At 72.8% G+C, this 26,340-nt stretch carries 15 protein-coding genes; 5 read left to right on the plus strand and 10 right to left on the minus strand.

The genetic code is table 11. The features are described 5' to 3' along the window. The 9 genes from ABEE00_RS05765 to ABEE00_RS05805 form a co-directional block, all read right to left on the minus strand. Window positions 1-1,521, minus strand: a complete 1,521-nt coding sequence (locus tag ABEE00_RS05765) for a right-handed parallel beta-helix repeat-containing protein (RefSeq protein ID WP_345744152.1) — start codon at window positions 1,519-1,521, stop codon at window positions 1-3. 8 nt (window positions 1,522-1,529) lie between these two features. Continuing rightward, a complete protein-coding gene (locus ABEE00_RS05770) occupies window positions 1,530-3,503 on the minus strand; it encodes an alginate lyase family protein (protein WP_345744153.1) in 1,974 nt (657 codons plus the stop codon). Between the two features lie 2 nt (window positions 3,504-3,505). Further along, entirely contained in the window at window positions 3,506-5,710 is a 2,205-nt protein-coding gene (locus tag ABEE00_RS05775) for a bi-domain-containing oxidoreductase (protein ID WP_345744154.1), read from the minus strand. A gap of 106 nt (window positions 5,711-5,816) precedes the next feature. After that, window positions 5,817-7,745, minus strand: a complete 1,929-nt coding sequence (gene asnB, locus ABEE00_RS05780; protein WP_345744155.1) for an asparagine synthase (glutamine-hydrolyzing) — start codon at window positions 7,743-7,745, stop codon at window positions 5,817-5,819. A 3-nt stretch (window positions 7,746-7,748) separates the two neighbouring features. Continuing rightward, window positions 7,749-9,278 carry a Wzz/FepE/Etk N-terminal domain-containing protein gene (locus ABEE00_RS05785; RefSeq protein ID WP_345744156.1) on the minus strand — a complete coding sequence of 510 codons (1,530 nt, stop codon included), beginning with the start codon at window positions 9,276-9,278 and terminating at the stop codon, window positions 7,749-7,751. Next, window positions 9,275-10,633, minus strand: coding sequence for a Wzz/FepE/Etk N-terminal domain-containing protein (locus ABEE00_RS05790; RefSeq protein ID WP_345744157.1), 1,359 nt, complete (start codon window positions 10,631-10,633; stop codon window positions 9,275-9,277). The genes ABEE00_RS05785 and ABEE00_RS05790 overlap by 4 nt, the downstream gene beginning before the upstream one ends. Next, complete coding sequence (locus ABEE00_RS05795; protein ID WP_345744158.1) at window positions 10,630-11,934, minus strand: glycosyltransferase family 4 protein; 1,305 nt, start codon at window positions 11,932-11,934, stop codon at window positions 10,630-10,632. Before ABEE00_RS05795 ends, ABEE00_RS05790 begins: the two co-directional genes overlap by 4 nt. After that, window positions 11,924-13,261 (minus strand): nucleotide sugar dehydrogenase, encoded by a 1,338-nt coding sequence (locus ABEE00_RS05800; protein ID WP_345744159.1) that lies wholly within the window; start codon window positions 13,259-13,261, stop codon window positions 11,924-11,926. The genes ABEE00_RS05795 and ABEE00_RS05800 overlap by 11 nt, the downstream gene beginning before the upstream one ends. 178 nt (window positions 13,262-13,439) lie before the next feature. Beyond that, on the minus strand, window positions 13,440-14,855 hold the full coding sequence (locus ABEE00_RS05805) for a sugar transferase (protein WP_345744522.1): 1,416 nt from the start codon (window positions 14,853-14,855) through the stop codon (window positions 13,440-13,442). A gap of 1,192 nt (window positions 14,856-16,047) precedes the next feature. On the opposite strand from ABEE00_RS05805, the gene ABEE00_RS05810 reads away from it, so the two are divergent. From ABEE00_RS05810 to ABEE00_RS05820, 3 genes are all read left to right on the plus strand, one after another. After that, on the plus strand, window positions 16,048-17,355 hold the full coding sequence (locus ABEE00_RS05810) for an alpha/beta hydrolase (RefSeq protein ID WP_345744160.1): 1,308 nt from the start codon (window positions 16,048-16,050) through the stop codon (window positions 17,353-17,355). Beyond that, window positions 17,355-19,952 carry a bifunctional lysylphosphatidylglycerol flippase/synthetase MprF gene (locus ABEE00_RS05815; RefSeq protein ID WP_345744161.1) on the plus strand — a complete coding sequence of 866 codons (2,598 nt, stop codon included), beginning with the start codon at window positions 17,355-17,357 and terminating at the stop codon, window positions 19,950-19,952. Before ABEE00_RS05810 ends, ABEE00_RS05815 begins: the two co-directional genes overlap by 1 nt. 221 nt (window positions 19,953-20,173) lie before the next feature. Then, window positions 20,174-20,590 carry a hypothetical protein gene (locus ABEE00_RS05820; RefSeq protein WP_345744162.1) on the plus strand — a complete coding sequence of 139 codons (417 nt, stop codon included), beginning with the start codon at window positions 20,174-20,176 and terminating at the stop codon, window positions 20,588-20,590. 130 nt (window positions 20,591-20,720) lie between these two features. Here ABEE00_RS05820 and ABEE00_RS05825 read toward each other — a convergent pair whose 3' ends face one another. Then, a complete protein-coding gene (locus tag ABEE00_RS05825) occupies window positions 20,721-23,630 on the minus strand; it encodes a helix-turn-helix transcriptional regulator (protein WP_345744163.1) in 2,910 nt (969 codons plus the stop codon). A 172-nt stretch (window positions 23,631-23,802) separates the two neighbouring features. Here ABEE00_RS05825 and ABEE00_RS05830 point away from each other — a divergent pair, with 172 nt between their 5' ends. Both ABEE00_RS05830 and ABEE00_RS05835 read left to right on the plus strand, forming a co-directional pair. Beyond that, the gene (locus tag ABEE00_RS05830) at window positions 23,803-24,717 is read left to right on the plus strand and encodes an MBL fold metallo-hydrolase (RefSeq protein WP_345744164.1); all 915 of its coding nucleotides are present in this window, start codon (window positions 23,803-23,805) and stop codon (window positions 24,715-24,717) included. A gap of 67 nt (window positions 24,718-24,784) precedes the next feature. After that, window positions 24,785-26,305 (plus strand): carboxylesterase/lipase family protein, encoded by a 1,521-nt coding sequence (locus ABEE00_RS05835; protein ID WP_345744165.1) that lies wholly within the window; start codon window positions 24,785-24,787, stop codon window positions 26,303-26,305. Window positions 26,306-26,340 lie beyond the last annotated feature (35 nt).

Here is a 26,340-nt window from a genome sequence, read left to right on the forward strand (position 1 = left end):
TCAACCACCGTCCTGCGGCAGGAAGGTGCTGCCCGCGTCCTGCCCGTACGGCGCGCTCTGCCACTGGGTGAAGTCGAGGACCTTGCTCGGGTCGTGCGCGACGAACTTCCACGGGCCGCGGTAGGTGTTGTCGTGCCAGCGGTTGTGCTGCCTGCGGGTGATCGCCTCGGCCACCCGCTCGCCCTTGTACGGGGACCAGTCCGGGTAGGTGCCGTAGTTGGCCAGCACCGCCATGCGGTCGCACTTCTCGGTGCAGTCCACGACGGAGGTGTCCAGCACGAAGCGGTTGTCGTGGATGTCCACGCGCTGGGTCTTCCACCGGCAGTCGGCGTACAGCGGCGCCTTGGTGATCGTCCGCTTCGTGCAGCGGTCGGTCTTCTTCACCAGCAGGGTGCAGTCGCCCGAGGAGGTGTTGGCCGGGCTGTTGCAGAAACGGTCGGCGTTCTCCCACAGGGTGATCCCGGACCAGTTGTTCTCCAGCACGTTGCGGTAGACCTCGATCTTGCGGGTCCTGGCCCTGATCCGCGGCTCGCCGCCCGACTCGGAGAGGTAGACGGTCGCGAGCGGGAAGGGGTCGCCGCGGTCGGCGTATCTGCGGCCCTCCACCCAGTTGTTGCGCCGGATCGTGTTCTTCCTGATCACCGCGTTGTAGCTGGTCTCGTAGATCAGCGCGGCACCGTCGTTGGCCTCCAGCACGTTGCTCTCGATGCGGAAGTCGTTGTTGTTGGTGTCCGCCCACAGCCCGGTCCCGCGGTTGTCGTGCACCCAGTTCCCGCGTACGTCGGCGCCGTCGACCGACCAGAACTTGACCCCTCCCGTGCACCCGCAGCCCGGCTTCTTCTTCTCCCAGTCGCCGGTGTTGTTGCCGGTGATCTCGTTGCCCTCGACCACCAGGCCGCGCAGCGGCGCACCGGCCTTGTAGGCGTTCATGCCGTACTGCCCGTTGTCGCGGAGGCAGTTGGCGCGCACCTTCTGGCCGGTGCCGGCCATCAGCCCCGCGCCCGAGTTCTTCTGGATCGTCGAGTGCTCGATCACCCAGCCGTCGGCCGAGTCGTGGTTGACCACGCCCTCGTCCTGTGGCGCCACGAACCCCTGCACGGTCAGGTAGCGGAGGGTGACATCGCGCGCGGGCCCGCTGAACGCGTACTGGTTCCGCCCGCCGCCGTCGAGCACGGCGCCGGGCGCGCCGAGATAGCGGTCGCCCTCCTTGGGGACGACCTGCGCGAAGCGGTCGGCGTCGAGCCTGTGCCTGCCGGGGCGCAGCCAGAACGTGGTGTGCGCGGGGCTGCCCTTGGTCTTCGCCGCCAGGTCGCCGGCCTTCGCGGGGTCGACCGTCACCGCGCCGGCAGGCGCCTTCGCGGGTCCGGCGGCCGGCTTGGCGCACACGCGGGCCACGGGTCCCGACACGGACGCGGAGGGCCGCCGCGACTCCGCCGGCGCGTCGGGCGTGCTCACGCACCCGGTCGCCAGCAGGGCCAGCGCGGCCGCCGGCAACGCCCAGTTCCGCCACTTCATCCCCAACGTCCTTCCTAGCCGCGGAACCTGAGCACGGTGCTGAACCCCGTCGCGACGTCGGCGTATCCGGTGCCGATCAGCGTGGTGGCGGGCTCCCTGCGCCCGAAGCCGGGGGAGTACCAGCCCAGCGGGGGAGCGGTCTCGCCGCGGTGCGCCCGCCAGCTCAGCTCGCCCGGCAGGTCGAGCACGGCGGAGCGGTCCTCGCCGTCACGGGTCCAGGTGAGCCGCGCGCGATTTCCCGCCAGTTCCGCCGTGACCGCCGGGCCGAGGTGGAAGGCCAGGCGCACGGCGCGCCGCGGACCGCCGCGCACCTCGTCGGTGATCCTCAACTCACGGTCTGCGGTGGCCAGTTCGACCGTACGGCGGTGTACGGACTGGTAGCCGTCGTGCTCGGCGGTCCAGCGGGGCGCGTCCGCGCGGGACGCGTCGGCGACCAGGACGGTGCTGTGCGCGTGCCGGGTCCACAGGAAGGGACCGCCGGAGACGGACTGGTCCGCGCCGTCCAGCTCCAGGGTGTTGTGGCCGAGGGTCGAGCGGAAGTACCGCCGCCACTCGGGCTGCCCGTGGTAGCAGTACGTGCCCGGGTCGGCCAGCACATCGACCCCGTCGTGCCGTACCTCGACGGAGAGCGCGTCCGCGTGGGCGTGCGCGGCGATGGACAGGAAGCCGTGCGGCCCGCCGTCGCAGCGGCACCAGATCTCGCCCGTCCCGTCCGCGTTCCCCGGGCCGCGCAGGAGCGTCATGCCCGCGTCGGCGAAGTGGGCGGGGCGGCTCGCGGGGCGTGCCATCTCAGGCGAGGCGGGCTTGATGAGCGAGGCCAGCAGCGGAGTGCGTACATCCGTGCCGGTCACCTCCGGCCACCAGGCGAGACGGCCGAACACCGCGTCCCCGGTGGCCAGCAGCGAGGCCCAGCGGCCGCCTTCCGCGCCGTCCGCGTCCTCCGCGCCGTCCACGACCAGCCCGTGGCCGTCGTCCGCGTCGCCCTGGCGCGGCGGACGCAACCGCTCGTCCACGATCGCGGCCAGCGCGTCGGTCATCCGCAGCAGCACCAGCCGGACGGTCGCGGGGACCGGCACGCCGGCGGCGTCCGCCTCGGCCAGCGCGGCCAGGCCGAGCTCCAGCACCAGGCCGTGGTACTCGGTGGCCAGCTCGCGGTTGAGCCCCGAGAGGAAGGTGTTGGCGCGCAGGTGGCGGTCCAGCAGGACGAGGGCGTCCTCCCGCCACCGTACGGACTCGGGGAACCAGCCGAAGGCGCAGGCCGCGGCGCACTGCCCGGCCGCCTCGGCGATCACGTGGTTGTTCGCCGAGGACCCCCGGCTGGGGAACGCGGCGAGCCAGCGCTGGTGGTGCCAGATCTGGTGCAGCGCCACGGGGTTGTCCTCGAACAGCGCGGGCGCGCCCGCCCAGCCGTCGAGCAGCCGGCGCACCCACACCCACGACAGCAGCCGGATGCCCAGCTCGATGCCGCTGATCCAGTGCACCCCGCGCAGCGGCGGGTTGGCCGCCCACCACGAGCGCAGGTGCGCGGCCACCCGCTCCGCGTACCGCTCGTCGCCCGAGACCGCGTAGGCGGCGGCGAGCACGGTCAGGTACTGGTGCCGGGACGGCTCCCAGATCTGCTTGATGTCCCCCGACAGCTCCTCGTCGCGGTACGGCACGTCGAAGGCGTAGCCCCAGGGCGCACGGCGCCCGGTCTTCGGGTCGTACCACCAGTCCGGCTCCACCAGGTCCGCGCGCTCCACGCCGAAGAACTCGGCGCGGCCCTCCATCAGCCGTTCCGCCTCGGCGAGGAGACGTTTCGCCCCGTCCGGCGGCACCGCGCCGAGCGTTCCTGCGGGCAGCACGGCGGTGAAGCGGGCGCCCGTCACCCGCGGGCACTCGGGGCGCGCCGAACGCCACCGGCGCCTGCGCACCGCGTCGCCCGCCCGGCCCGCGGCCTCCCGCGGCGCCATGCGCGAGAGGCGCCGCAGGTACCAGCCCGCGCTCATGCTCACTGCGCCCTCGCCAGGGTCACGGGCGCGCCGCTTGCCAGGCCCGACTGCACGGCCAGGGTGGCCGCCGTGGTGGCAGCCAGCGACTCCAGCGGCACGGGCATAGGACCGCCGCTGCGCACGGCCTTGATGAACGCGGCCAGCTCGGCGTTCTGGCCCTTGTCCCTGGCCTTGGGCAGCCGCGAACTGACCCACTGCTTGCGGCCGGCCGAGCCGTCGGAGTACACCGAGGCGCGTACGAAGTCGTCGAGCCGCAGCACCTTGCCGTCGGCGACGAGGTCCAGCGTCTCCTTGGGGAAGCCGGGCGCACCGGTGGTGACATAGCTGATGGTGGCGGTGGACCCGTCGGGGTAGCGCAGCACGACCTGGAGGTCCTCGTTGCCGGGCGCGGCCACGGTGTAGACCGAGACCGGGTCGGCCCCCAGGAGCCAGCTCGCGGTGTCGATGAAGTGGCCGCCCTCGCCGGCGAACCGCGAGCCCTCGGTGCCCTGCTGGAGGTACCAGCTCCCGTGCTCCAGGCGGCCCGCGTTGACGAGATAGCGGAGGCTGGCCGGCCCCGTGCGCGCGCCGAAGCGCTTCCTGGCCTCCTGGAGCAGCGGGGCGAAGCGGCGGTTGAAGCCCACCTGGAGCCGGTCGTTGCCCGACTCCTCCACCGCGGCCAGCACGCAGGAGAGCTCGTCCTCGGTGAGCGCCAGCGGCTTCTCCACGAACACGGCCTTGCCCGCGAGCAGCGCCCGCTGGGTGAGTTCGGCGTGCGAGCTGTGCCGGGTGACCACGAACACCGCGTCGATCGACGTGTCGCCGAGCACCGCGTCGAGGTCGGTGGTCGCCTCGGTGAAGCCGAACTTCCGCTTGGCGTTGACGCCGGACAGCGCCGTGGTGGTCACGACCGTGGACAGGTCGACGCCGTCGCGCTCCGCCAGGTGCGGCAGGAGCATCGAGGTCGCGTAGTTGCCCGCGCCGATGAAGGCCACCCGCACCGGCTTCCGGGCGTACCGGGGCGCAGCGGACACGCCGCCGCCCCGCTTCACCGCGGGAACGGCGACCTCGGGGGCCTTGGCCTCGGTGGCGTCCCCGGCCTGCTCGGGATACCTGAACAGCACGGCGACGGCCTTGAGTTCGCCGTCCTTGAGGCTCTGGTAGGTCTCCACCGCGTTCTCGAAGTCGGCGATGTGCGAGATGAGAGGCTCCACGTCGACGCGGCCGCGCGCCACGAGGTCCAGGAAGCACGCGAGGTTGCGGCGCTCGGTCCAGCGCACGTACCCGATGGGGTAGTCCCGCCCCTCCAGCTCGTACTCGGGGTCGTAGCGACCCGGGCCGTAGGAGCGGGAGAAGCGGACGTCCAGCTCCTTCTCGTAGTAGGCGTTCCAGGGCAGGTCGAGGCGGCACTTGCCGATGTCGACGACGCGGCCGCGGTCCCGGCTGAGCTTGGCGGCCAGCTCGACGGGCTGGTTGCTGCCGCCGCCGGCCGAGAGGTACGTCTGGTCCACGCCGTGCCCGCCGGTGAGCTCGGCGACGGCCGACTCCACGGCGGCGGACGCCGGGTCGCCGCAGGCCACCGCGCCCAGCCGCTCGGCCAGTTCGCAGCGCGCCGGGTCCGGGTCGGCGCCCACGACGCGCACGCCCGAGGCGGTCAGGAGCTGCACCACGAGCTGCCCGATCAGGCCGAGGCCGATGACCAGCGCCACCTCGCCGAGCTGGGGCTCGCCGCGGCGCACGCCCTGCATCGCGATCGAGCCGACGGTGCCGAAGGCGGCGTGCCGCGGCGCGAGACCCTCGGGCACCGGGGCGTAGAGGTTCTTCGGCACCCAGTTGAGCTCGGCGTGCAGCGCGTGCTCGTTGCCCGCGCAGGCCACCAGGTCGCCGACCTTCACATCGTCGATCCCGGCGCCGACCTGCTCGACCACCCCGCACAGCGAATAGCCCAGCGGCGTGTAGGAGTCGAGCTTGCCCATCACCTTGCGGTAGGTGGCGGGCACCCCGTTGGTGGCCACGCTCTGCATGACCTTGGCGACCTGGTCGGGCCGCGAACGGGCCTTGCCCACCATCGACATGCCCGCCTCGGACACCTTCATCAGCTCGGTGCCCGTGGAGATCAGCGAGTACGCGCTCCTGACCAGCACACCCTCCGGCTTGCACCCCGGCACCGGCACGTCGAGCAGCGCCAGTTCGCCGCTCTTGTAGTTCTGCACTACCTGCTTCACGCGAAGTCCTCTTGTCTCTGTGCCCGTTGGTCTCTGTGCGCCTTGGTCTCTGTGCCCGTCGGCCCGTGCCTGTCGGCCCGTGCCTGTCGCTCTGCGGGCCCGTCGGTCACGCCGTGAATGGGGAGTTCTGGCCGGACCCGGAGGTCGCGCCGCGGTACCAGTACTCGAGGGTCAGCACGTGCCACAGGTGCTTGGAGTAGTCCCGCTGCCCCGCGGCGTCCTCGGTCACCAGCCGCGCCAGCGCGTCGCGGCGCAGGAACCCGGAGTTGACCAGCACGCCGTCGTGCACCACCTCGCGCACCAGCGGCGCCAGGTCCCGGCTCATCCAGGCCCGCAGCGGGGCGCTGAACAGGCCCTTGGGCCGGTACACGATCTCCTTCGGCAGCACCGAGGTGGCCGCCTCCTTGAGCACCGCCTTGCCCTGCCGGCCCACGATCTTGCGGTCGCCCGGCACCGCGAACGCCGCCTTGACCACCTCGACGTCCACGTATGGCACCCGCACCTCGGTCGAGGCGGCCATGCTGGAGCGGTCGGTGTAGGCGAGGTTGAGGCCCGGCAGGAACATCCGCGCGTCGCCGAGGCACATGCGGTTGACGAAGTCGTCGAGCGCGTTGTCCTCGTAGACGTCCGCGTGCTCGCCCAGCACGTCGTCGACCGTCCCCGCCAGATCGGGGTCGATCAGCGCCAGCAGCTCGTTCCTGTCGTACATGGTGTAGCTGCGCCGGAAGGCGGTCTCCTCCGGCAGATCCGCGAAGGAGAGGAACCGCTTGGCGAAGCGCACCGAGCGGTACCCGCGGCGCGCCGAGGCGACCGGCAGCCTGTCCACGGCCGCCGACAGGCCGTGCCGCACGGGGCGCGGAACGCGCTGGTAGCGCAGCGCGATCAGGTTGGCCAGGTGCTTGCGGTAGCCGGCGAACAGCTCGTCGGCGCCCATCCCGGAGAGCATCACCTTCACCCCGGCCTCGCGGGCCGCCGAGCAGATCAGGAAGGTGTTGATCGCCGCGGGGTCGCCGATCGGCTCGTCCAGGCTGTAGGTCATCTGCGGCAGCAGGTCCAGCACGTTGGGGGCGATCTCGATCTCCCGCAGGTCGACCCCGTACCGCCGGGCCACCTGCCGTGCGTAGCGCAGGTCGTCCGGCATCGCCTCGAACTTGGCGTCCTCGGCGCGGAACCCGATCGTGTAGGCGGAGATCCCTGGCTGGTGCCGGGCCGCCAGCGCGGTCAGATAGCTGGAGTCGAGGCCGCCGGAGAGGAAGGTCGCCACCGGCACGTCGGCGAGCATGTGGCGCCGCGTCGACTCCTCGATCACGGCGGCCAGGTCCGGCCGCTCCCCGGAGCGCGCACGCTCCTGGCCCTCGGCGGCGATGTCCTTGAGGTTCCAGTAGCGGCCGCGCTGCACGCTCCCGTCGGCGCGGAACCGCGCCCAGCTCCCCGGCGGCAGCTTCTCCGCCTCGCGGTATGCGCAGCGCGAGTCCGGCACCCAGTAGTAGAGCAGCGAGGCCACCAGCGCCGCGGGGTCCGGCTCCAGCGAGGTGACGGCGGCCAGCGCCTTGAGCTCGGAGGCGAACACCAGACCCCCGTCGCGCCGCAGCAGGAACAGCGGCTTGATGCCCAACTGGTCGCGCGCCAGCACCAGGTCACCGGTGCGCTCGTCGAAGACCCCGAACGCGAACATGCCGCGCAGCCGGGGCAGGCAGTCCGTGCCCCACCGGCGCCAGGCCTCCAGCAGCACCTCGGTGTCGGAGGTCCCGCGGAAGCGCACGCCCGCCGCGGCCAGCTCGGCGCGCAGCTCGGGCGCGTTGTAGAGCTCGCCGTTGTAGGTCAGCGCGAGTCCGCCCGAGACCATCGGCTGAGCGCCGGTCTCCGACAGGTCGATGATGGACAGCCTGCGGTGCCCCAGGTGCACTTCGCCGTCCCCGGCGGCGTGGCTGTAGCGGCCCGAGCCGTCGGGGCCCCGGTGGGTGAGGAGACCGGTGAGCCGGTCGGTGACGGCCTTGCCCTCCGGCCATCCGTACGTGCCTGCGATGCCACACATGCCTTACCGCGCCTCCTGATCGCTGTCCGGGACCCGCGCGGCGTGCCTCGCCCGCCGCTCCGTGCGCGTCCCGTCCCTCCCGTACTGCCGCTCGAGCGGTTCTTGGTGGCCGCGCAGCGCGGTGTGCAGCCCGTTCCACAGGGTGCCGTCGGTCCGATCGCGCGGATCGGGGTCGAGCAGCACCACGCCGATCACCGGAATGCGCAGGTCGGCGAGCTGCCGCGCCACGGTGTGCAGCCATGCGGCGCTGCCGTGCCCCGCCCGTACGACGAGGACGGTCCGTCCGCCGAGGAACCTGAGGTCGGTCCACGCGGTGCCGGGCGCGACCGAGCCGACGCCGAGCCCGCGCGTCTGGTGCGGCACCGAGCCGGCGCGCTCGCCGCCGACGATCTCCGGGTCCCCGGACTGCCTGCGCAGCTCGGAGAGTTGGGCCCCCGGCAGGCCGTCGACGAGGACCGTCGGCCCCTCGGCCGCCAGCGCCCTGGCGACGTCCAGCGCGATCACGCCCGTGTCCCGCGCGCAGCCCAGCTCCAGCAGCGACACCGGCTCGGCCGAGCCGCGCACGGTGCGGGCCAGCGTCGCGGTGAGCCGCTCGCGCGCGGCCCCGGCGCGCTTGCCCTGCCGGAGCCTGCTCAACAGGCGCGGCCTGGAGGGCAGTTCGGTGATGACCGAGGCACCCAGGTGCGCCGCGATGTCCCGGCGCAGCACCGGACGGTCCGCCACCACCGAGCCGACAGCGGCCAGCACCAGCCCGAGGACGAGCCCGAGCACGCCGCCCAGCCCGGCGTCCGTGACGACGGCCTTGACCAGGGACTGCCGCACCGCGCGCGGGGCGTCCACGATCTGCGTGCCCGCGACGATCCGCGGCGTGCCGACCCGCGCCTCCTCGGCGCGCTGGTCGAAGTCCGCGATGCGCGAGTTGAGTTCGGCCCTGCGCGCGAACAGCGACTCGGTGCTCGCCGGCTCCTTCTTGCTGCTCTCCGGCGAGCGTCCGCCGATCGTCCTGTTGACCTCGTCGAGCTCCTCGCGCATGCGGTCGCGCTGCTCCAGCAGGGCCTTGGACTCGGCCTTCGCGGCCTCCCGCATCCGCCGCACGTGGTTCGCGACGAACGTGGTGGCCAGCGCCTCGGCCCGGGCCACCGCGTCCCTGTCGTTGTCACCCGTCACATCGATCTGCAGCAGGTTGTTCGTCACGCCGGTGCCCCGGTACTCCTGCATGAAGTCCTCGGGTTTCTCCGGGGACTTGAGGGCCCGCAGGGCCTCGTTGGCGATCCGCGTGGTGCCCAGCAGCTCGACATCCGTACGGATCAGCGTGCCGGTGTCGTTCGCCTGGTCCTCCTCGTGGGCGACCAGCACCTTGGTCACCGCGCTCGGCGGCGGCGGACGCAGGACAGCGAACGCCGCGCCGGCCAGCAGCCCCGCGGCCGCCAGGGCGCACCACAGGCGGCGGCGCCTGCGCACCGCGGCCACCAGCGCCTGCAGGTTCAGCAGGGGAGCGGCGCCCGCCGGCTCGGTTGCCGTGCTCGTCGTCACGACTGACCTCCCGTCGTGTGGCCGCGCACCGCGAGCGCCAGCGTGTCGTCGTCCCGTGACTGTCCGGGCGCCGCCTCCGTACGGCCGCGTACCGGGTCGGCGAGGACGATGCCGACGACCTCGTGCCGGCCCTCGGCGCACGCCTCGGCGATGCCGGCCAGCTCGCCGGCCGTCCAGGCGCCCGCGCTGAGCACGGCCAGCGCGCCGGACTCGGCGCCGCGGTCCGGGACCATCGGCCGCTCCACCGAGACCGGCACCACCCGCAGGAGCGGATCGCTCGCCGCCTCGGCGACCAGCCGTCCCGCGGCGCGGCGGGCGATCTCGTCGCCGTCCGGCACGACGACCAGCAGCCGCCGCGGCGCGGGCAGCGTCTCGCGCAGGCGCGCGCACACCCGCTGGTAGCGCACGCGCCTGCTGGCCTCGTCGCCCGAGGTACGGGGCGCGGGCACGTCCCACGGCGCGTCGGCCCCCAGCAGGCGCCGGGCCGAGGCGCGCGGGCCCCGCTCCTGCGCCCGGCGCGCGGGCACCTCGCCGGGCACATCGACCGTGCCCAGCAGCGAGGAGCCGAGGGCCGCGGCGATCTCCGGCTCGCTGCGCAGGCGGCGGCTCATCCGCGCGGCGGTGAGGTGCCCGACGACCGCGCACAGGAAGAAGAGGAACGCCCCCACGACGATGAACTGCGCCCGCGTCGGCGGTGCTTCACCGGTCGGCAGGGCGGCGGGGCCCATGACGACCATGTTCGACTTGTCGGCCACCGGGTCGGCCTCGTCCAGCTTCTTCATGGCGTCCTGCAGCGAGGTGCGCAGCTTCTCCAGCTCGGTGCGCGCCTGCACGCCCTCCACGGTCTTGCCGGGATCGGCGGAGTCGGCCAGCTCGGTGATGCGGCGGTCGGTCTGCTCGACCTTCTTGCGCAGCGCCTCGGGCTCGGCCGCCGCCTCCGGTGCCGAGCCGTCCCCCGCGATGCGCTTGGCGAACGCGACGTACTGCTGGGCCACTTGGTCGGCCAGCCGCTGCGCCTGCCGCGGGCTGTCGCCCGTGCCGGAGATCTTGATGATGTTCCCGTCAGCGGCCTCGGCGCTCACCCGTCCGTCCAGGTCGGCGCCCTTGCGGCCGAGCGTGGTGGCCGCGCGGTCGACCACCGCCGAACTGGCCGCGATCTCCGCCTGCGTCAGCAGCTCGCGCTCCTCCCACTGCCCGGCCAGCAGTACGGAGGCCGAGGCGGTGTAGCGCGGCGGGAACACCAGCGAGGCGCCCAAGCCGACGAGCGCGCCCGCCACGGCGGCGGCGACGAGCAGCCGCCATCGCCGGCGGAAGATCCGCCCGATCGTGACCAGGCGTATCGCTTCTTCACTCAACGACGCGCCTTCTTCCCTGACATGCCCGTCCCGCGCCGGGAGCGCGAGGACACCGGAGCGCGGCCGCGGCAGGCGGCGTCGTACGCGTCGAGCAGCGCGCGCTGGGAGTTGCGCCAGGAGAGCTGCCCGCTGATCCGCTCCCGCCCGGTCTTGCCCATGCGCTCCCGCTGCTCCGGGTCGTCCAGCAGCAGCGCGATGTTCCGCGCGAACGCGGCCTCGTCGTTGGCGGGCGCGTACACGGCGGCCTCACCCGCGGAGACGCGCGCCTCCTTGAGCTCGAAGGAGACGATCGGCCGGCCCATGACCATGTACTCCAGGACCTTGTTCATGGTCGACACGTCGTTGAGCGGATTGCGCGGGTCGGGGGAGAGGCACACGTCGGCGCTGGACAGGTAGCGCACCAGCTCAGCGTCCGGGACGCGCCCGGTGAACTGCACCTGCTCGGAGAGCCCGAGCTCCCGCGACAGCTCCACCATCGCGTCGAAGGCGTCGCCCGCGCCGACGAACACCGCGTGCCAGTCCGTGCGGCCGACCTCGTCGCGCAGCTTCGCGAGGGCGCGCAGCGCGTAGTCCACGCCGTCCTGCGGCCCCATCACGCCCAGGTAGCACAGCAGATGGGGCTTGCCGCGCTTCAACTCCGGCTCGGGCGGCACCGGCTGGAACCGGTCGATGTCGGGCGCGCTGCGCACCACGAACACGTCCTCGCGCCGCTTCCCGCCGCGGCGCACCGCGACGTCCTTGTAGCTCTCGTTCGTGGCCAGCACGACGTCCGCCGCCTTGTACGTACGCCGCTCCAGCGCGCACACGCCCCGGTAGAGCAGGTCCTCGCCGCGGTCGAACCGCGAGAGATACAGCTCGGGTACGAGGTCGTGCTGGTCGAACACGAAGCGCGCCCCGTGCCGCTTGAGCCACAGCGCGGGCAGGAACAGCAGGTCCGGCGGGTTGCACGCGTGGACCACGTCGACCGGGCCGACCTTGCGGGCCAGCCGGAGCGTGTGCCACAGCGCGGTCCCGTATTCCTTGAGGTAGCCGGCCGGGCCCCCGGTGGCCGCGCGCAGCGGGTAGCGGTGGATGCGGACACCGTCGATCACCGCCTCCGCCTCGGTGTCCCGCTTCTCGCCGCGGGGGCAGATGACGTGCACCTCCCAGCCGGCTTCGCGCAGGGTCGTGCACTCCTGCCACACGCGCCGGTCGAAGGGCACCGAGAGGTTCTCCACCAGGATCAGCGCGCGCCGTCCCCTACCGTCGCGCCCGTTCGTGCCGCCGGGCGCCGCGTCGCCTGACGCCGTGTCACCAAGCAAGGCCCATGTACCCCGGTTCGGCCCGGCGCTTCTCGGCGTCGGGGAGGCGGACGAGGTCGACGAGCACCGGCCCTTCGGGGGTGCCGCCCTCGGGCAGCGCCGACAGCACGGCCGGGTCCTTGGTCCCGACCAGGCACACCTCGGCGTGCTCGCGCACCTCCTCGGCCGAGTCCACGAGGAGCTGGGCGATGTGCGGCAGCCGGGTCTCGATGTACTCCCGGTTCGCGCCCATCAGCCGGGACAGGCTCACGTTGGCGTCGTAGATCTTCAGGTCGTAGCCCTTGCCGTAGAGCCGCTCGGCCAGCTCGACCAGCGGGCTCTCGCGCAGGTCGTCGGTGCCGGGCTTGAAGGACAGCCCGAACATGCCGACCCGGCGCTTTCCGGTCCGCTCCACCAGGTCCACCGCGCGCTGGAGGTGGTCGGCGTTGGAGGCCAGCACGTGGGAGAGGATCGGCACCGAGACGTCGGCGCGCTGCGCCACGTGGACCAGGCTGCGCAGGTCCTTGGGCAGGCAGGAGCCGCCGAAGGCGAAGCCGGGGCGCAGGTAGGCGGGGCTGACGTTCAGCTTGCGGTCGGCCAGGAACACGTCCATGACCTGGTGCGAGTCCACCCCGAGCGCCTGGCACACCGCGCCCAGCTCGTTCGCGAAGCCGATCTTGAGCCCGTGGAAGGAGTTGTCCGCGTACTTGATCGCCTCGGCCACCGGGACCTGCACCCGGAACACCTCGCCCGGCAGCCCCTCGTAGAGCGCGGCCACCATGTCGCCGCTGGCCGGGTCGAGTTCGCCGATGACGGTCTTGGGCGGGTCGAAGAAGTCCTTGACGCTCGTGCCCTCGCGCAGGAACTCCGGGTTCACCGCGACGCCGAAGTCCACCCCCGCCGTGCCGCCGACGGCCTTCTCCAGGATCGGCACCAGCAGGTTGAGGCAGGTGCCGGGCAGCATGGTGCTGCGGAAGACGACCGTGTGCCGCGTGCCGCCCCGCCCCTTGCGCTCGGCCAGCGCGGCGCCGATCTGCTCGGTGACGCGCTCCAAGTAGGCGGTGCACAGGCTCCCGTTGGGCTCCGACGGCGTGCCGACGCAGATGAGCGACACGTCGCTGCCCAGGATGGCCTCGCGCACGTCGACGGTGGCGCGCAGGGCACCGCTGCGTACGACGTCGGCGGTCAGCTCGCCGATGCGCTCCTCGACCACCGGGGCCTTGCCGTCGTTGACCAGGTCGACCTTGACCTGGTTCACGTCCACCCCGATGACCTCGTGCCCCTGTCCGGCCAGGCACGCGGCCGACACGCAGCCCACGTAGCCGAGCCCTAAGACACTGATCCTCATGATCCGATCCCCCCTCCGGGCAGGCCCTCGTGGCCCGCCGTCCGTGCAACGGCCCGGTGTGCGCGGGCCGTCGGTGCGCCGCCCTTCCGCGCACCCGCCTTCCGCGCACCGGCCGTCCGTGTGCCGCCCTTCCGCACATCCGCCGTGCGTGCGCGCCCCTGACCGCGCTCCCCGCGCATCAGTACGCCCCCTGCCCCTGGAGCACCGCGCGCAGCGTCTTCCACAAGATCACCGTGTCCAGCGCGAGCGACCAGTCCTCCACGTACCGCAGGTCGAGGCGGACCGCCTCCTCCCACGGCAGGTCGCTGCGCCCGCTGATCTGCCACAGCCCCGTGAGCCCGGGCTTGACCAGCAGTCGCCGCCGGATGTCCGGGTCGTACGCGGCCGACTCCTCAGGTAAGGGCGGTCGCGGACCCACCAGCGACATCGAGCCGCCGAGCACGTTGAACAACTGCGGGAGCTCGTCGAGCGAATACCGGCGCAGCACCGTCCCCACCCGGGTCACGCGCGGGTCCCTGCGGACCTTGAACAGCAGCCCCGCGCCCTCGTTCAGCTCCGCCAGCTCGGCCCGCGCCCTGTCGGCCCCGGCCACCATCGTGCGGAACTTGAAGATCGTGAACTCGCGCCCGTCCTTGCCGACCCTGCGCTGCCGGTAGAACACCCCGCCCCGGCTGTCCAGCAGCACGGTCAGCCCCACGAGCAGCATCAGCGGCGCGAACAGCGTCAGCAGGACCGCGGCGCCCAGCCGGTCGACGACCTCCTTGACCACCCGCCGGCCCCCGGTGAAGGCCGGCATGCTCACCCGCAGCAGCGGGATCCCGAGCACCCCGTCGACGTGCAGCCGGGGACCGGCCACCTCCATCAGCACGGGCGCCACGACCATCTCGGTGTCGCTGCCCTCGAGGTTCCAGGCCAGCCGCTGCAGCCGGTCCGGTGTCCAGTGCGCGTCCGGCGTGACCGCCACGACCCGGTAGCCGTCGTGACGTACGTGCTTGGCGACGTCCGTCAGCCGGCCGACGACGGGGACCCCGTCCAGCAGGTCGTCCTCGAGCCCGCGGCCGTCCGTCGTGCACACCGCCTCCACACGCCAGCCGATGTGCGGGAACCTGCGGGTACGGGCGATCAGATCGCGCACGGTCGCCGGGCTCCCCGCGGCGAGCACCGGCCTCAGGCACCGGCCCTCGATCCGCTGCTTGTGCAGCCACAGGCGCAGCAGATACCGCGCGGTCATGGTGACCAGCGCGATCGCCGGGATCGCGACGAAGATCCAGAGCTTGATGTTGCGCGAGGTCAGGGCGATTCCGCCGAGCGCGAGCACCACGGCGGCCGCGAACAGCGCGCGCCCCAGCCGGCGGAACTCCTCGGCGCCCTGGCCGAGCACGGCCGGCGTCCACGAGCGGCCCACCGCGAGCGCCCCCAGCACCAGCAGCTCGGTGCCGAACGCGAGGAAGGTCCACTTCTCATGCCAGTTGGCCGCGTCCCGCACCCCGAAGAAGCCGCCGATCGCCGCCACCACGACGGCGGTGGCCACGGTGTCGCTGATGATCACGGTACGGCGGTACCGCTGCTCCCAGTCGGTGGCCGGACGGCCCATCACCCGGTCCGCCGCACGTCTCGGCGCGGGGATGAGCGTGCCCGGTAACTCCTTCTGCGCGGGCCTTCTCTCCCCCACGTCGTCCTGCTGCACGGACCCCCGCAGGTCGTCTGCGGGCTCGGCGTGTTCGCTCCACACGGTTCCCTCCCCCCGGGAGGCGCCGCCGCCCCCCGCCCTCTTCCGCTCCTCCGGGAGGCCCCCGCCTCCCGCGCCGCGCCGTTCTTCCCCGCGGGAGGCCCCTGCCTCCCGCGCGTGACAACTCCCCTTTTTTGCAGCGCTGTGTGACGCCCCACCAGACGGCGGACCCGTGTGTCCCGCCAGGCACTCGAGGCGTGCGGGAACCCCCGGCGAAACCTCGGATGCACCCCACAGCCGAGGCCCCCGCGGGCCCGAAGAACCGATCACCCCCACGTCTGGCGCCCGGTACGACAGCTGGCTGCCCGTGCGCCGGACCTATAGATCACGTTTTGTCGCCTCGTGTCCAAACATGTGAAGCAGGGTCAATGTAGACCATCGGTGCCCGTATGAAGAGGGGGAGGCGTGGAAGTTGTGGTCGAACTTTGAAGGCAGAACGAGCGAATGATGACCGTTTGCGGTCCCGTTGCGTGCCGAGACGTGCCGTGTGACCTGTGATGACGGCTCTTCTCCGGGATGCCGGAACCGGGTGGTGTGGGGGCTTTTGGGGAGAGTCCGAGGATGGCGGGAAAGCGGCGGTGCGGAAGGGGTGTTGGTCACGGCCGCCGGAGTGCCCCGCCGCAACCTCCCTTTTTTGAAGGGCAGTTGCGGAACCCGGTCGCGGTCACGGGCGTTGTTCTGCCGTGTCCCCGTTCTCTCGTGCACCGTTCCGACGGCGTTCGGGCCACGTCCGGCGCCCGTTCATGCGCGCCGGACCAGGTGAGACGAGAGCTGCCGAGACAAGTGCAGGGCACCGCCGGCGACGGCGAGCCGGGCAGCCGGCCCCGACGCGACCGCGTGCGCGTCAGGAGCGTTCCGCAGGCATGCGTTCCTGCCCCCGGCCCGAGACCTCACCGTCACCGAACCGTGAAACACATCTGGCAGAATCAATGCGTTTTTCTGCCTTCCTGTGTATGTGACCTGCATGTCAGCAACGAGGGGTTGTGGAGGACCATGCGTGCCATCAATGAATGACGGGTTAGGCCCCGAAGGTCTTCATTACCTGGCGAATGGCCCCTTGGACTGGCCCCTGACCTCAGGGCCCTTCCCGGTGATCGTGACCGTGCTGGGAGCGGGCGCCCTGGTGGCGCTCTGCGCGTCCCGCCGCCGCACCTGGCTGCGGCAGTGGGGACCGGCCGCGGCCGTCCTCGCGATCGTGGCCACCTGGCTGCTCGTCGTCGCCGTCGACGACTGGTGGCGGCCGCTGCCCGAGCCGCTCCCGCGGCCGGTCGACGCGGCCATCGGCCTGGCGATACTGGGCCTGTTCCTGGCGGTCTTCCGCATTCCGTCGCTGCGGTGGCGGGGGCGCGCGGCGGCCGTGCTCGGCGCCGCGCTGGTCGTGCTCCTGGGCGCCTCCCAGGTCAACGTGTATTTCGACCAGTACCCGACGCTGCGGACCATGCCAGGCCCCTGGGCGCTCCCCACGAAGGGCCTCAAGGCGGCGGCGGGACACAAGGAGACGGTGCTGAGGCCGCCGCACGGCAAGACGCTCTCGCAGGTCTTCCACCCCTCGCCCGGCATGCCCACGCACGGCGTCCTGACGAAGGTCTCCTTCCCCGACACCCGCTCCGGGTACGCCTCCAGCCCGGGCCTGGTCTATCTGCCACCCGCCTACAAGTCCTCGCCCCGCCCCCTGCTGCCGGTGGTCATGATGATCCCGGGCCAGCCGGGCGAGCCGAAGACGTATGTGCAGTCGGGGCGCATCGTGAACGCGCTGGACGACTTCGCCGCCCGGCACCACGGCCTGGCCCCGATCGTCGTGATAGCGGACGCGAACGGCTCCCCGTTCGTGAACAACCTCTGCATGAACTCCCGGCGCGGCAACGTCCAGACGTACCTCACCCAGGACGTGCCGCACTGGATCCGCACCCACCTCCAGACCGCCACCGGACCCTCGCACTGGGCCGTCGGCGGCTATTCGTTCGGCGGGACCTGCGCGCTCCAGCTCGCCGTCAACGCCCCGGGGACCTTCGGGCGGTTCGTCGACATCTCCGGGCAGAGGGAGCCGACGCTCGGCGGCCACCGGCGCACCGTGAACGCCGCGTTCGGCGGCGACGAGGCGGCCTTCGCCCAGGTGAACCCGCTGCATGTGATGGCCCGCAAGAACTTCCCCCGCACCCGAGGGCTCTTCATCGTGGGCAGCGGCGACATCCACTACGGCCCGCAGCAGCGCACGGTCTGCAAGGCCGCCAGGGAGGCGGGCATGCGCGTCCGCTCCGAGACCCTGCCCGGCGGCCACGACTGGCACGTGTGGCGCCGTGCCCTGGAGGTCCAACTGCCCTGGATCGCGCAGAACACCGGACTGATCCCGGGAAGGCCCAAGTGATGGCACAACTCGCCGGTTCCGACACATCGCAGACCGATTCCGCGAAGGCGTACGCACGGCGGCGCATGATCTCGCGCGGGACGCTCCACCACCGCCTGGCCTCCGCAGCGGCGGCGGCCGGGCGCTCCCCGCTGACGCTGAGCCTGCTCCTCGCGCAGTGGGTGCTGGGCGCCGCCACGGGATCGCTCCTCACCGGGCCCTCCCTGCCGCTGCTGCACCGGATAGGCGTCGGCGTCCCCTCGCTCTCGCAGGGGCACTGGTGGAGTCCGCTCAGCTCCCTGCTGTGGGCGCCGGGCCTCGCCGACTACGTCTGCAGTGCTCTCGTCCTGCTGTTACTCCTCGCGCCGGCCGAGCGCCGCCTGGGCACGGCGCGCACCGCCGTGGTGCTCGTCGCAGGACAGATCCTCGGCGCCCTGCTGGGCACCGGGCTCATCGCGCTCGGCGCCGACGCGGGGGTCAACTGGCTCCAGGAGCTGGCGCAGTGGAACACCGCCGCGCCCACCACCGGAGCCCTGGCCGTCGGCCTCGCCGCCTCGCACGCGTTCCCCGCGGTGTGGCAGCGCAGGGCACGGCTCCTGGTGACCATCGTGCCGCTCGTCCTCTTCCTGTACGTCGGCCACGTACAGGACGTGCTGCGGCTCGGCGGGATCGCCGTCGGCCTGCTCGCCGTACCGGCCGTGGTGCACCGGAAGGGGGCGGCCCTGCCGCGCACCCGGCCCGCCACTCAGGCCGAACGGCGCGTTCTGACGGCCCTGTTGGTGGGCTCCTTCGCCGTCGGCCCCGCGGTGGGCGCGCTCTACAGGGACGCGGTCGGCCCGTTCCACACCCTGGCGGGCCTCTTCGCCGGGGGCGCCCCTGACGACCAGCTCATCGACGCGTACTGCGCCAACTCCCGGTATTCCTGCCACTTCATCCTGAGCAGGGCCGACCTGCCTCATGAGCCCGCGCCGCTGACGGCCCTGATCTTCCCGCTGCTGCTGCTCGTGCTCGCGGCGGGACTGCGCCGCGGGCTGCGGGTGGCCTGGCGCCTGACCGGGCTCGTCCTCACGGGCTGGCTGGGGCTGCTGGTGTATCGGGCGCTCACCGTGCCCGCGGAGCCCACCGCGCACGAGCCGCGTGCGCACGGGGGAGCGGCGGTGCCCGCGCTGCTCTGGCAGATCCTGCTGCTCGGCGCCGTGCTCGTGCTGGTCCTGGCGCTCCTGGTGCGCGCACGCGGCCTCTTCGTCCAGCGCATGCCCCTCCACACGGCCCGCAGGACCGGAGCGCTCATCGCCGGTGCCCTGGTGGCGACCTGCCTGGCGTACGCGGTGGTGGACGCCGTGGCGCAGAGCGCGCTCGCGCCGCAGGTCTCGATGGGGCGGCTGGTGCTGAGCGTGTTCCACGGCGCCCTGCCCGCCTCGTCCACGCCGCCGGTCGACCTGGGCGTGGCCGATCCGCCGGGCGGCGGGGTGCCGGCCGTGCGGCACGTGCTGGACCTGCTGTTCTGGGCCACCACGCTGATCACGCTGTACGCCACGTTCCGCCGCCCCCGTGTGCACGGCACGGACGAGGACGCGCGGCGCGCCCGCGCGCTCCTCACCGAGTACGGCGGCTCCACGCTCTCGTATCTGACCACCTGGGACGGCAACCACTACTGGTTCAGCGACTGCGGCCGCGCCGCCGTCGCCTACCGGGTGTGCGGGACCGTGGCGCTCACGACCTGCGGCCCCTTCGGCGACCGCGACGCGCGGGCCGAGGCCGTCGCGGGGTTCGCGCGCTACTGCGACGCGCGCGGCTGGACCCCCGCCTTCTACAGCGTGGACGCCGGGACCCGCGAGCAGGCCGGGGAGCTGGGCTGGAAGTCCCTGCAGGTGGCCGTCGACACCGTGGTGCCGCTGCCGGAGCTCGCGTTCAAGGGCAAGAAGTGGCAGGACGTGCGCACCGCTCTCAACAGGGCCGCGAAGGAGGGCATCACGGCCCAGTGGTGCAGCTTCTCCGAGGCGCCCGCCGAGCTGCGCGACCGGGTCAGGGCCATTTCCGAGGAGTGGGTGTCCGACAAGGGTCTGCCCGAGATGGGCTTCACCCTGGGCGGCCTCGACGAGCTGGACGACCCGCGCGTGCGCTGCCTGCTGGCGGTGGACGAGGAGGGCGGGGTGCACGGCGTCACGAGCTGGATGCCGGTGTATGCGGATGGCGGCGCGGGGCGCCCCGTGGGCTGGACGATCGACCTGATGCGCCGGAGGGGGGACGGGTTCCGCAGCTCGATGGAGTTCCTCATCGCCTCGGCGGCGCTGACGTTCAAGGAGGAGGGCGCGGAGTTCCTCAGCCTCTCGGGCGCGCCCCTCGCTCGCGAGGGCGGCGACGGTGGGGACGAGGAGGCGACCCCGGTCCTGCTCAACCGCGTTCTCGACTACGCGGGCAAGAGCCTGGAGCCGGTGTACGGCTTCCGGTCCCTGCTGCACTTCAAGGCCAAGTTCCAGCCGGAGTACCGGCCGCTGTATCTGTCCTATCCCGACCCCGCGGCGCTGCCCGGCATCAGCCGCGCCATCAGCAAGGCGTACCTGCCCCGCCTCTCACCCGGCCAGGCCGTACGCCTGGTCCGCCGCTTCTTCTCCTGAGCGGCGGCGGGGCCGCTCCGCCGGAGCGGGGCACGAGAGGTGAGGGGGCATCAGGGGTGCCGGCGGAACGGATGGTCCCTGTTGTGCCGAAGTGGTGAGCCGGACGGAAAACCCTGTGCGTGCAGGAGTGTTCGCCCTTACGGTCGTGACCGGAGCGCTCCATGCGAAAGCCGGGGGAGGCGCCGTCCCGGGGGAAAACGGCGCAGCAAGGAGAGCGACGGATGTACGCACGGACCCAGGCCGCCGTCGGCGCGGCCTCGGTGGGGATCATGCTGCTCGGCACGGCCGGTACGGCGACAGCGGTCGACGCCGCCGGCGTCGCCGGGACGTCGGCCGCGCCGGCGCAGCACAGGACCGTGGACGCCAAGGACAGGACCGTGGAGGTCAAGGACAGGCTCGCCACGGTCAAGTTCACCAGGCTCAACGGCAAGGGCGCGGCGGGCTGGATCAGGAACAACACCAGCCGCGGCTGCTACAAGGCCGTCGTGTGGTGGTACAAGAACGGCCGGCTCAAGGACACCGACCAGTCCAAGCCGTCGTGCTCGAAGGGCAAGAAGGTCACGTTCGCCTTCAAGCCCGGCGACAAGCACCACTTCAAGGCCACCGGTTGGAAGCACGACTACGTCGGCGGAAGCTGACCGGCACACGAGCTGACACCGCGCGGGCAGACCGGCGGGGCCCCGACGACACCCAGGGGTCCCGCCGGACCTGCCCCTTTTCTGTCGTACGGCCGTGAGGGGCTGCCTTCGCGGCCGTACGTACGCGTTCTCAGTCCTGGTACGCGGCGGGTGAGGGGGCGCCGGCGAGGAGGTCGCGGAGCTGGGAGCGGGCGGTGATGCCGAGCTTCGGGAAGCTGCGGTAGAGGTGCGAGCCGACCGTGCGCGGGGAGAGGAACAGCCTCTCGCCGATCTCGCGGTTGGTCAGCCCGCGGGCGGCGAGCCCGATGATCTGCCGCTGCTGCGGGGAGAGTTCGGCGAGCGCGTCCGGCGCCGCGTCCGTCACGTCCAGCCCTGCGGCGCGCGCTTCGGCGCGGGCGCGCTCGGTCCACGGGCGGGCGCCGAGGTGCCCGAAGATCTCCAGGGCCTCGGTGAGCGGAGCCCGCGCCTCCGCGACGCGCCGTTGGCGCCGCAGCCATTCGGCGAGGTCGAGCAGGACCTGGGCGCGCTCGAAGGGCCAGTGCTCCAGCGCGGGTTCGGCCAGGGCGGAGCGGAAGTGGGACTCCGCGTTATCGGCGTGTTCGGTGCCTTCGTGCTCGGCGCCCCGGCGCCCGGTGCTTTCGTGTCCGGCGCCTCCGGGAGCGACCAGCAGTCCGCGTGCCCGGCTGATCAGCGCGCGCAGGCGGGGCGAGGCGCTGCCCCCGAGGAGTCCCGCGCATCGCTCGACGATCCCGGCCGCCTCCTCGCGGCGGCCGCAGCGCACGGCGGCGGCCGCCAGGTCCGCGAGGGCCGGGGCGGAGGCGTGGTAGTGCACGGGCACGCCATCTGGCGTGAAAACCCTGCGGAGTTGGCCGTAGGCGGTCTCGTGCGCGCCCTCCGCTGCCGCAGCGGCGGCGAGCGCGCGGCGGGCGTAGACCGCGACCGAACGGCTCTCCAGCGGGTCGATCAGGGCGAGCGCCTCGTCGGCCCGGGCGCGGGCGGCCGTCACGGCCCCCTGGTAGGCCAGTACGGCGGCGTCCACGGTGGCCGCGCACGCCGCGGCGTGGTCGAGTCCGGCCGCCAGACCGATCTCGGCCATGCGGGCGCAGGACTCGCGGGCCTGGTCCCACCGGCCTCGTTCCACGTAGGCCCAGGCGACGGCGCCGCCCAGGCCCTCCGGCAGGGTTCCGCGCGCCTGCCAGCGGTCGAATGCCGCGTCGAAGGCCCGTACGGCCTGCGGGGTCTCGTCCAGCAGCCAGGCCATGATCCCGACGGCGGTGAGCTGCTCGGGCCGCGCCTGCGCCTGGGCCGTCAACTGGGGGAGCAGGGCGGTCAATTCGGCCCTGTGGGTGAAGGGGTCGGACACGGCTCGTACCCAGGCCCGCAGGCCGGCGGACGTGGCGTCGTCCTCGGGGAGACGGCGCAGAAGGTCGTGGATGCGGCGGCGCTGGTCCTCCTCTCCTGAGTAGAAGCGGACCACGGCGGCGCCGGCCAGGAGGTCCAGTGCGGCGGCGGGCTGTTCGGCCGCCAGCTCCTCGGCGGCGTCGGCCAGTCGGGAGAAGACCGCTGTGTGACGCGACGTCAGGATCGCCAGCCGTCCGGCCTGTACGGCGGCCGAGGCCAGCAGCGACGGGTCGTCCGTACGCGCGCGGGCCGCGGCCGTCAGTTCCTCGACCCAGCCGAGTTCGCCGGTGAACACGGCTTCCGCAGCGGCTCCGACCAGCAGCCGGGCACCGTCCTCGCGTCCCGGCGCGAGCTCCGCCGCGCGCTGGAGCGCCGTGGCAGCCGCCGCGTGACCGCCGCTCGTGCGTGCGCGTTCGGCGGTCCGCTCCAGTTCCGCCGATACGTCCGCGTCGGGTCCGTCGGAGGCGGCGGCCAGATGCCAGGCGCGCCGGTCGGGTGCGTCGCGCAGCAGGTCGGCGAGTACGCGATGAGCCTCGCGCCGGGCCTGGACGGGTGCGGCGTGATACACGGCGGCCCGGACCAGCGGATGGCGGAAGCCAAGGTGCGGTCCGGTACGTCGGATCAGCCCGGCCCGCTCGGCCGGATGCCAGGGGTCGCCCTCGGCGTACGGCAGCCGGGCCGCGGCGGCGAACGGGGAGTCCGCGCTGTCCATGGCAGCCAGGAGCAGGAGCCTCCGCTTCGTGTCGGAGGGGAGGCCGTCGAGGCGGGCGGCGAAGAGACGTTCCAGGTGGTCGGTGAGGGGGAGGGGGTCGGGGCCCGCAGTCGGGACGTGGGGGTGGGCCTGGGCGGCGGCTTTCGTCAGTTCCACCAGCGCGAGGGGGTTGCCGGCCGCCTGGTCGAGGATGCGTGTCCTGGTGCGGCCGGTGGGGCGCTCGGGTTGGAGGTCCAGCAGCCGGTTCGCCGCGGTGTCGTCGAGCGGTTCGAGGGTCAGCGTGGGCATGTGGCGGCCGAACCCCGGGGGCGGTTCACCGTCACGTGCCGCGACCAGCATCGTGACCGGTTCCCCCTCCAGCCGCCGGGCGGCGAACGACAGCGCGCCCAGAGAAGCACGGTCGAACCACTGCACGTCGTCCAGCACCACGAGCACGCGCTCCTGGTCGCCGAGGGCGGAGAGGAGGTTCAACACGGCGAGACCGATGAGCATGGGGTCGGGGGTGGGTGTGGGGTGCGCGGGGCCGTTCGCGGGCCGATCGTGCGCGTGAGCGTGTCCGCGCGTGGCCGGGCCCGCGCCGAAGGCGTGCTGTAGTGCGGCGCGCTGTCGCTGCGGCAGGTCGTCCGCGTACGCCAGGACCGGCCGGAGCAACTGGTGCAGGGCGGAGAATGCGAGCTTCGCCTCCGACTCGCTGCCCTCGGCGCGCAGAATGCGTACGCCGCCGTCCGCCGCGGCCCGGTGTACCGCACGGTCCAGCAGGGCGCTCTTGCCCGTGCCCATGTCGCCGACGAGCATCACCACCGGGTCGGCCGCGCGCGTCAGGCGGTCCAACTCCGCGTCGCGGCCGACGAACGGTTCGTCGGGGCCGCCGGGCTCCGCACCGAGGGCGTGTGCGTACTCGTCCTCGTACACGGGGTCTCCACGCATCGTGGCTCGCCATCGCGAACCGGCCTGACCTGCCCGACCAGGCTACAAGCGGCCGCGCCACGGACAGCCGGGCTGCGGCAGGTGCAGTCATGTGACGGATACCCCGGTCGCCGAGGCCGCCCGTACGGTTCAGGAATTCCTTCCCAACTCCCCGAATTCCGAAGGACGTTTCATGGACCACATCATGCTCGGCAATGTCAGCGTCACCCGAGTATGGGAATACTTCGGCCCGGTCGACATGAAGCCCGAGACCTTCTTCCCGGAGAGTGCGAAGGAAGTCTGGGACGACGAATCCTCCTGGCTGACCCCGCATTTCCTGGACCCCGAAACCCGCATCGTGAATTCGGCGATCCAGACCTGGCTCCTGCGCAGCGAGGGCAGGACCATCCTGGTCGACACCGGTGTGGGCAACCACAAGGAGCGCCCGTACGCACCGGTCTGGAGCCACCTGAGCACCGGCTTCCTGGCCAACCTCGCCCGGGCCGGAGTCGAACCCGAGGACGTGGACCTCGTGATCAACACGCATCTCCACGTCGACCACGTCGGCTGGAACACGTATCTGTACGGCCGCAATTGGGTGCCCACATTCCCCAACGCCACCTATCTGATGCCGAAGGACGACTTCGACTTCTGGAATCCGGAGAACGGTCACAAGCCGCTGCTCGGCCGCGGCAACCAGAACGTCTTCGAGGACAGCGTCGCCCCGGTGCACCGCGCCGGACAGACGCTGCTGTGGGAGGGCAGCCACCGGATCGACTCCGCCCTGCGCCTGGACGCGGCCCCCGGACACACCCCCGGCTCCAGCGTCCTCACCCTCGCCTCGGGTACAGACCGTGCCGTGTTCGTCGGCGACATGCTGCACAGCCCGGTGCAGATCCTCGAACCCGACGCCAACAGCTGCTTCTGCGAGGACCCCGCCGGCGCCCGCGCCACCCGCCGCAAGGTGCTCGGCTGGGCCGCCGACACAAATGCGCTCGTGATCCCCGCGCACCTGGGCGGCCACGGCGCCGCCGAAGTGGCGCGCGAGGGAGACAGGTTCGCGATCAAGGGCTGGGCCCCCTTCGCCCCGTACGCCGAGCAGCCCTGAGACGACCGACATGAGACCACCCACCCGAGACCACATACCCGAGACGCCCCGGCGGAAAGGCACCCTCGTGAAGCACCCCATCGAACCCGTCGTGACCACGACGCAGGGATCCGTACGCGGCCCCCGCCGAGGCGGCACCACCGCCTTCCTCGACATCCCCTACGCCGCCCCGCCGCGCGGCGCGGCCCGGTTCGCGCCGCCGCAACCGCACGCGGCGTGGGGCGGCGTGCGGGACGCCGCCGTTCCGGGGCCCACCGCGCCGCAGGCCGCGCGCAAGCTGGGCCGTATCGACATGTCGCCCTACTTCGGCACCGGTTGGAGCCGCGGCGAGGACTACCTCACCGTCAACGTCTGGACCCCGGACACCGCGACGGACGGCGGCGGCGACCTGCCCGTGATGGTCTTCGTCCACGGCGGCGGCTTCGTCGCGGGATCGTCGCGGGCCGCGCTGTACGACGGCTCCGCCTTCGCCCGCGACGGCGCCGTCCTCGTCACCCTCAACTACCGCCTCGGCATCGCCGGATTCCTCGACATCCCCGGCGCGCCCGCCAACCGCGGCCTGCTCGACGTCGTGGCCGCGCTGCGGTGGGTGCGGGAGAACATCGGCGCCTTCGGCGGTGACCCGTACAACGTCACGCTCTTCGGCCAGTCGGCCGGGGCGACGATCGTCGGCGCCCTCCTCGCCACCGCCGAAGCCGCGGGCCTCTTCCGCCGGGCGATCGTCCAAAGCGGCAGCGGGCTCGGGGCGTTCAGCACCGAACAGGCCGCCCGCGTCACCCGGGCGGCGGCCGGAGCGCTCGGCATCGCGCCCCGCGCGGACGCCTTCGCGGAGATCTCCGACGAGCGCTTGGTCGAGACCGCATCCCGGCTGTCGGGCCTCGACCTGCGGACCGCGACCCACCGCGACCCGCTGATCGGCCTCAGCCCCTTCAGCCTGGTCCTCGACACCCAGCCGGCCGAGGCCGTCGCCGCCGGCCTCGGCGCGGACGTCGACCTGCTCATCGGCACCAACGCCGAGGAGGGCAACCTCTACCTGGTGCCCGTGGACGCGTACGGGACCTCGACCGCGGAGGACGTGTACGAGGCCGCGGCGCGCTCCCACCCCGACCCGGCGGGGCTCGTCGCGACCTACCGCGCGACACGCCCCGACGCCTCACCCGGCGAGCTGCGCTCCGCGATCATGGGCGACGCACTGTTCGGCGCGGGCAGCCGCGCCCTGGCCGACGCGCACGCCGCCGGCTTCGCCGACCGTGCCGACGACGCCGGATCCGGCACCTATGCGTACGAATTCGCCTGGCGCTCCCAGGCCCTGGACGGACAACTCGGCGCCGCGCACACGGTGGAGCTGCCGTACGTCTTCGACCTCGCCCACCTCCCCGCACTGCACGGCCCCACCGCCCTGCTCGGCCCCGACGACCACCCCGCCGAGCTGGCCGCACGCATGCACGCGACCTGGCTCCGCTTCGCCGCCACAGGACACCCCGGCTGGCCCGCGTACGAGCCCGAGCACAGGCTCACGATGCGGATCGACACGGAGTGGACCCGGACCGAGGACCCGCGCAGTCGCGAACGACAGGCGTGGCAATGACAGGTGTGGCAGCGAGGAGTGCCGGGACTCCTCGG

This window comes from Streptomyces odontomachicola (assembly GCF_039605595.1).
Lineage (GTDB): Bacteria > Actinomycetota > Actinomycetes > Streptomycetales > Streptomycetaceae > Streptomyces.

Bases quoted from the DNA above. Each gene is read 5' to 3' on its own strand.
- ABEE00_RS05815 (WP_345744161.1), top strand. From the start codon at position 17,355: ATGGCACAACTCGCCGGTTCCGACACATCGCAGACCGATTCCGCGAAG.
- ABEE00_RS05825 (WP_345744163.1), bottom strand. From the start codon at position 23,630: ATGCGTGGAGACCCCGTGTACGAGGACGAGTACGCACACGCCCTCGGT.
- ABEE00_RS05830 (WP_345744164.1), top strand. From the start codon at position 23,803: ATGGACCACATCATGCTCGGCAATGTCAGCGTCACCCGAGTATGGGAA.
- ABEE00_RS05770 (WP_345744153.1), bottom strand. From the start codon at position 3,503: ATGAGCGCGGGCTGGTACCTGCGGCGCCTCTCGCGCATGGCGCCGCGG.
- ABEE00_RS05805 (WP_345744522.1), bottom strand. From the start codon at position 14,855: ATGGGCCGTCCGGCCACCGACTGGGAGCAGCGGTACCGCCGTACCGTG.
- ABEE00_RS05820 (WP_345744162.1), top strand. From the start codon at position 20,174: ATGTACGCACGGACCCAGGCCGCCGTCGGCGCGGCCTCGGTGGGGATC.
- ABEE00_RS05800 (WP_345744159.1), bottom strand. From the start codon at position 13,261: ATGAGGATCAGTGTCTTAGGGCTCGGCTACGTGGGCTGCGTGTCGGCC.
- asnB (WP_345744155.1), bottom strand. From the start codon at position 7,745: ATGTGTGGCATCGCAGGCACGTACGGATGGCCGGAGGGCAAGGCCGTC.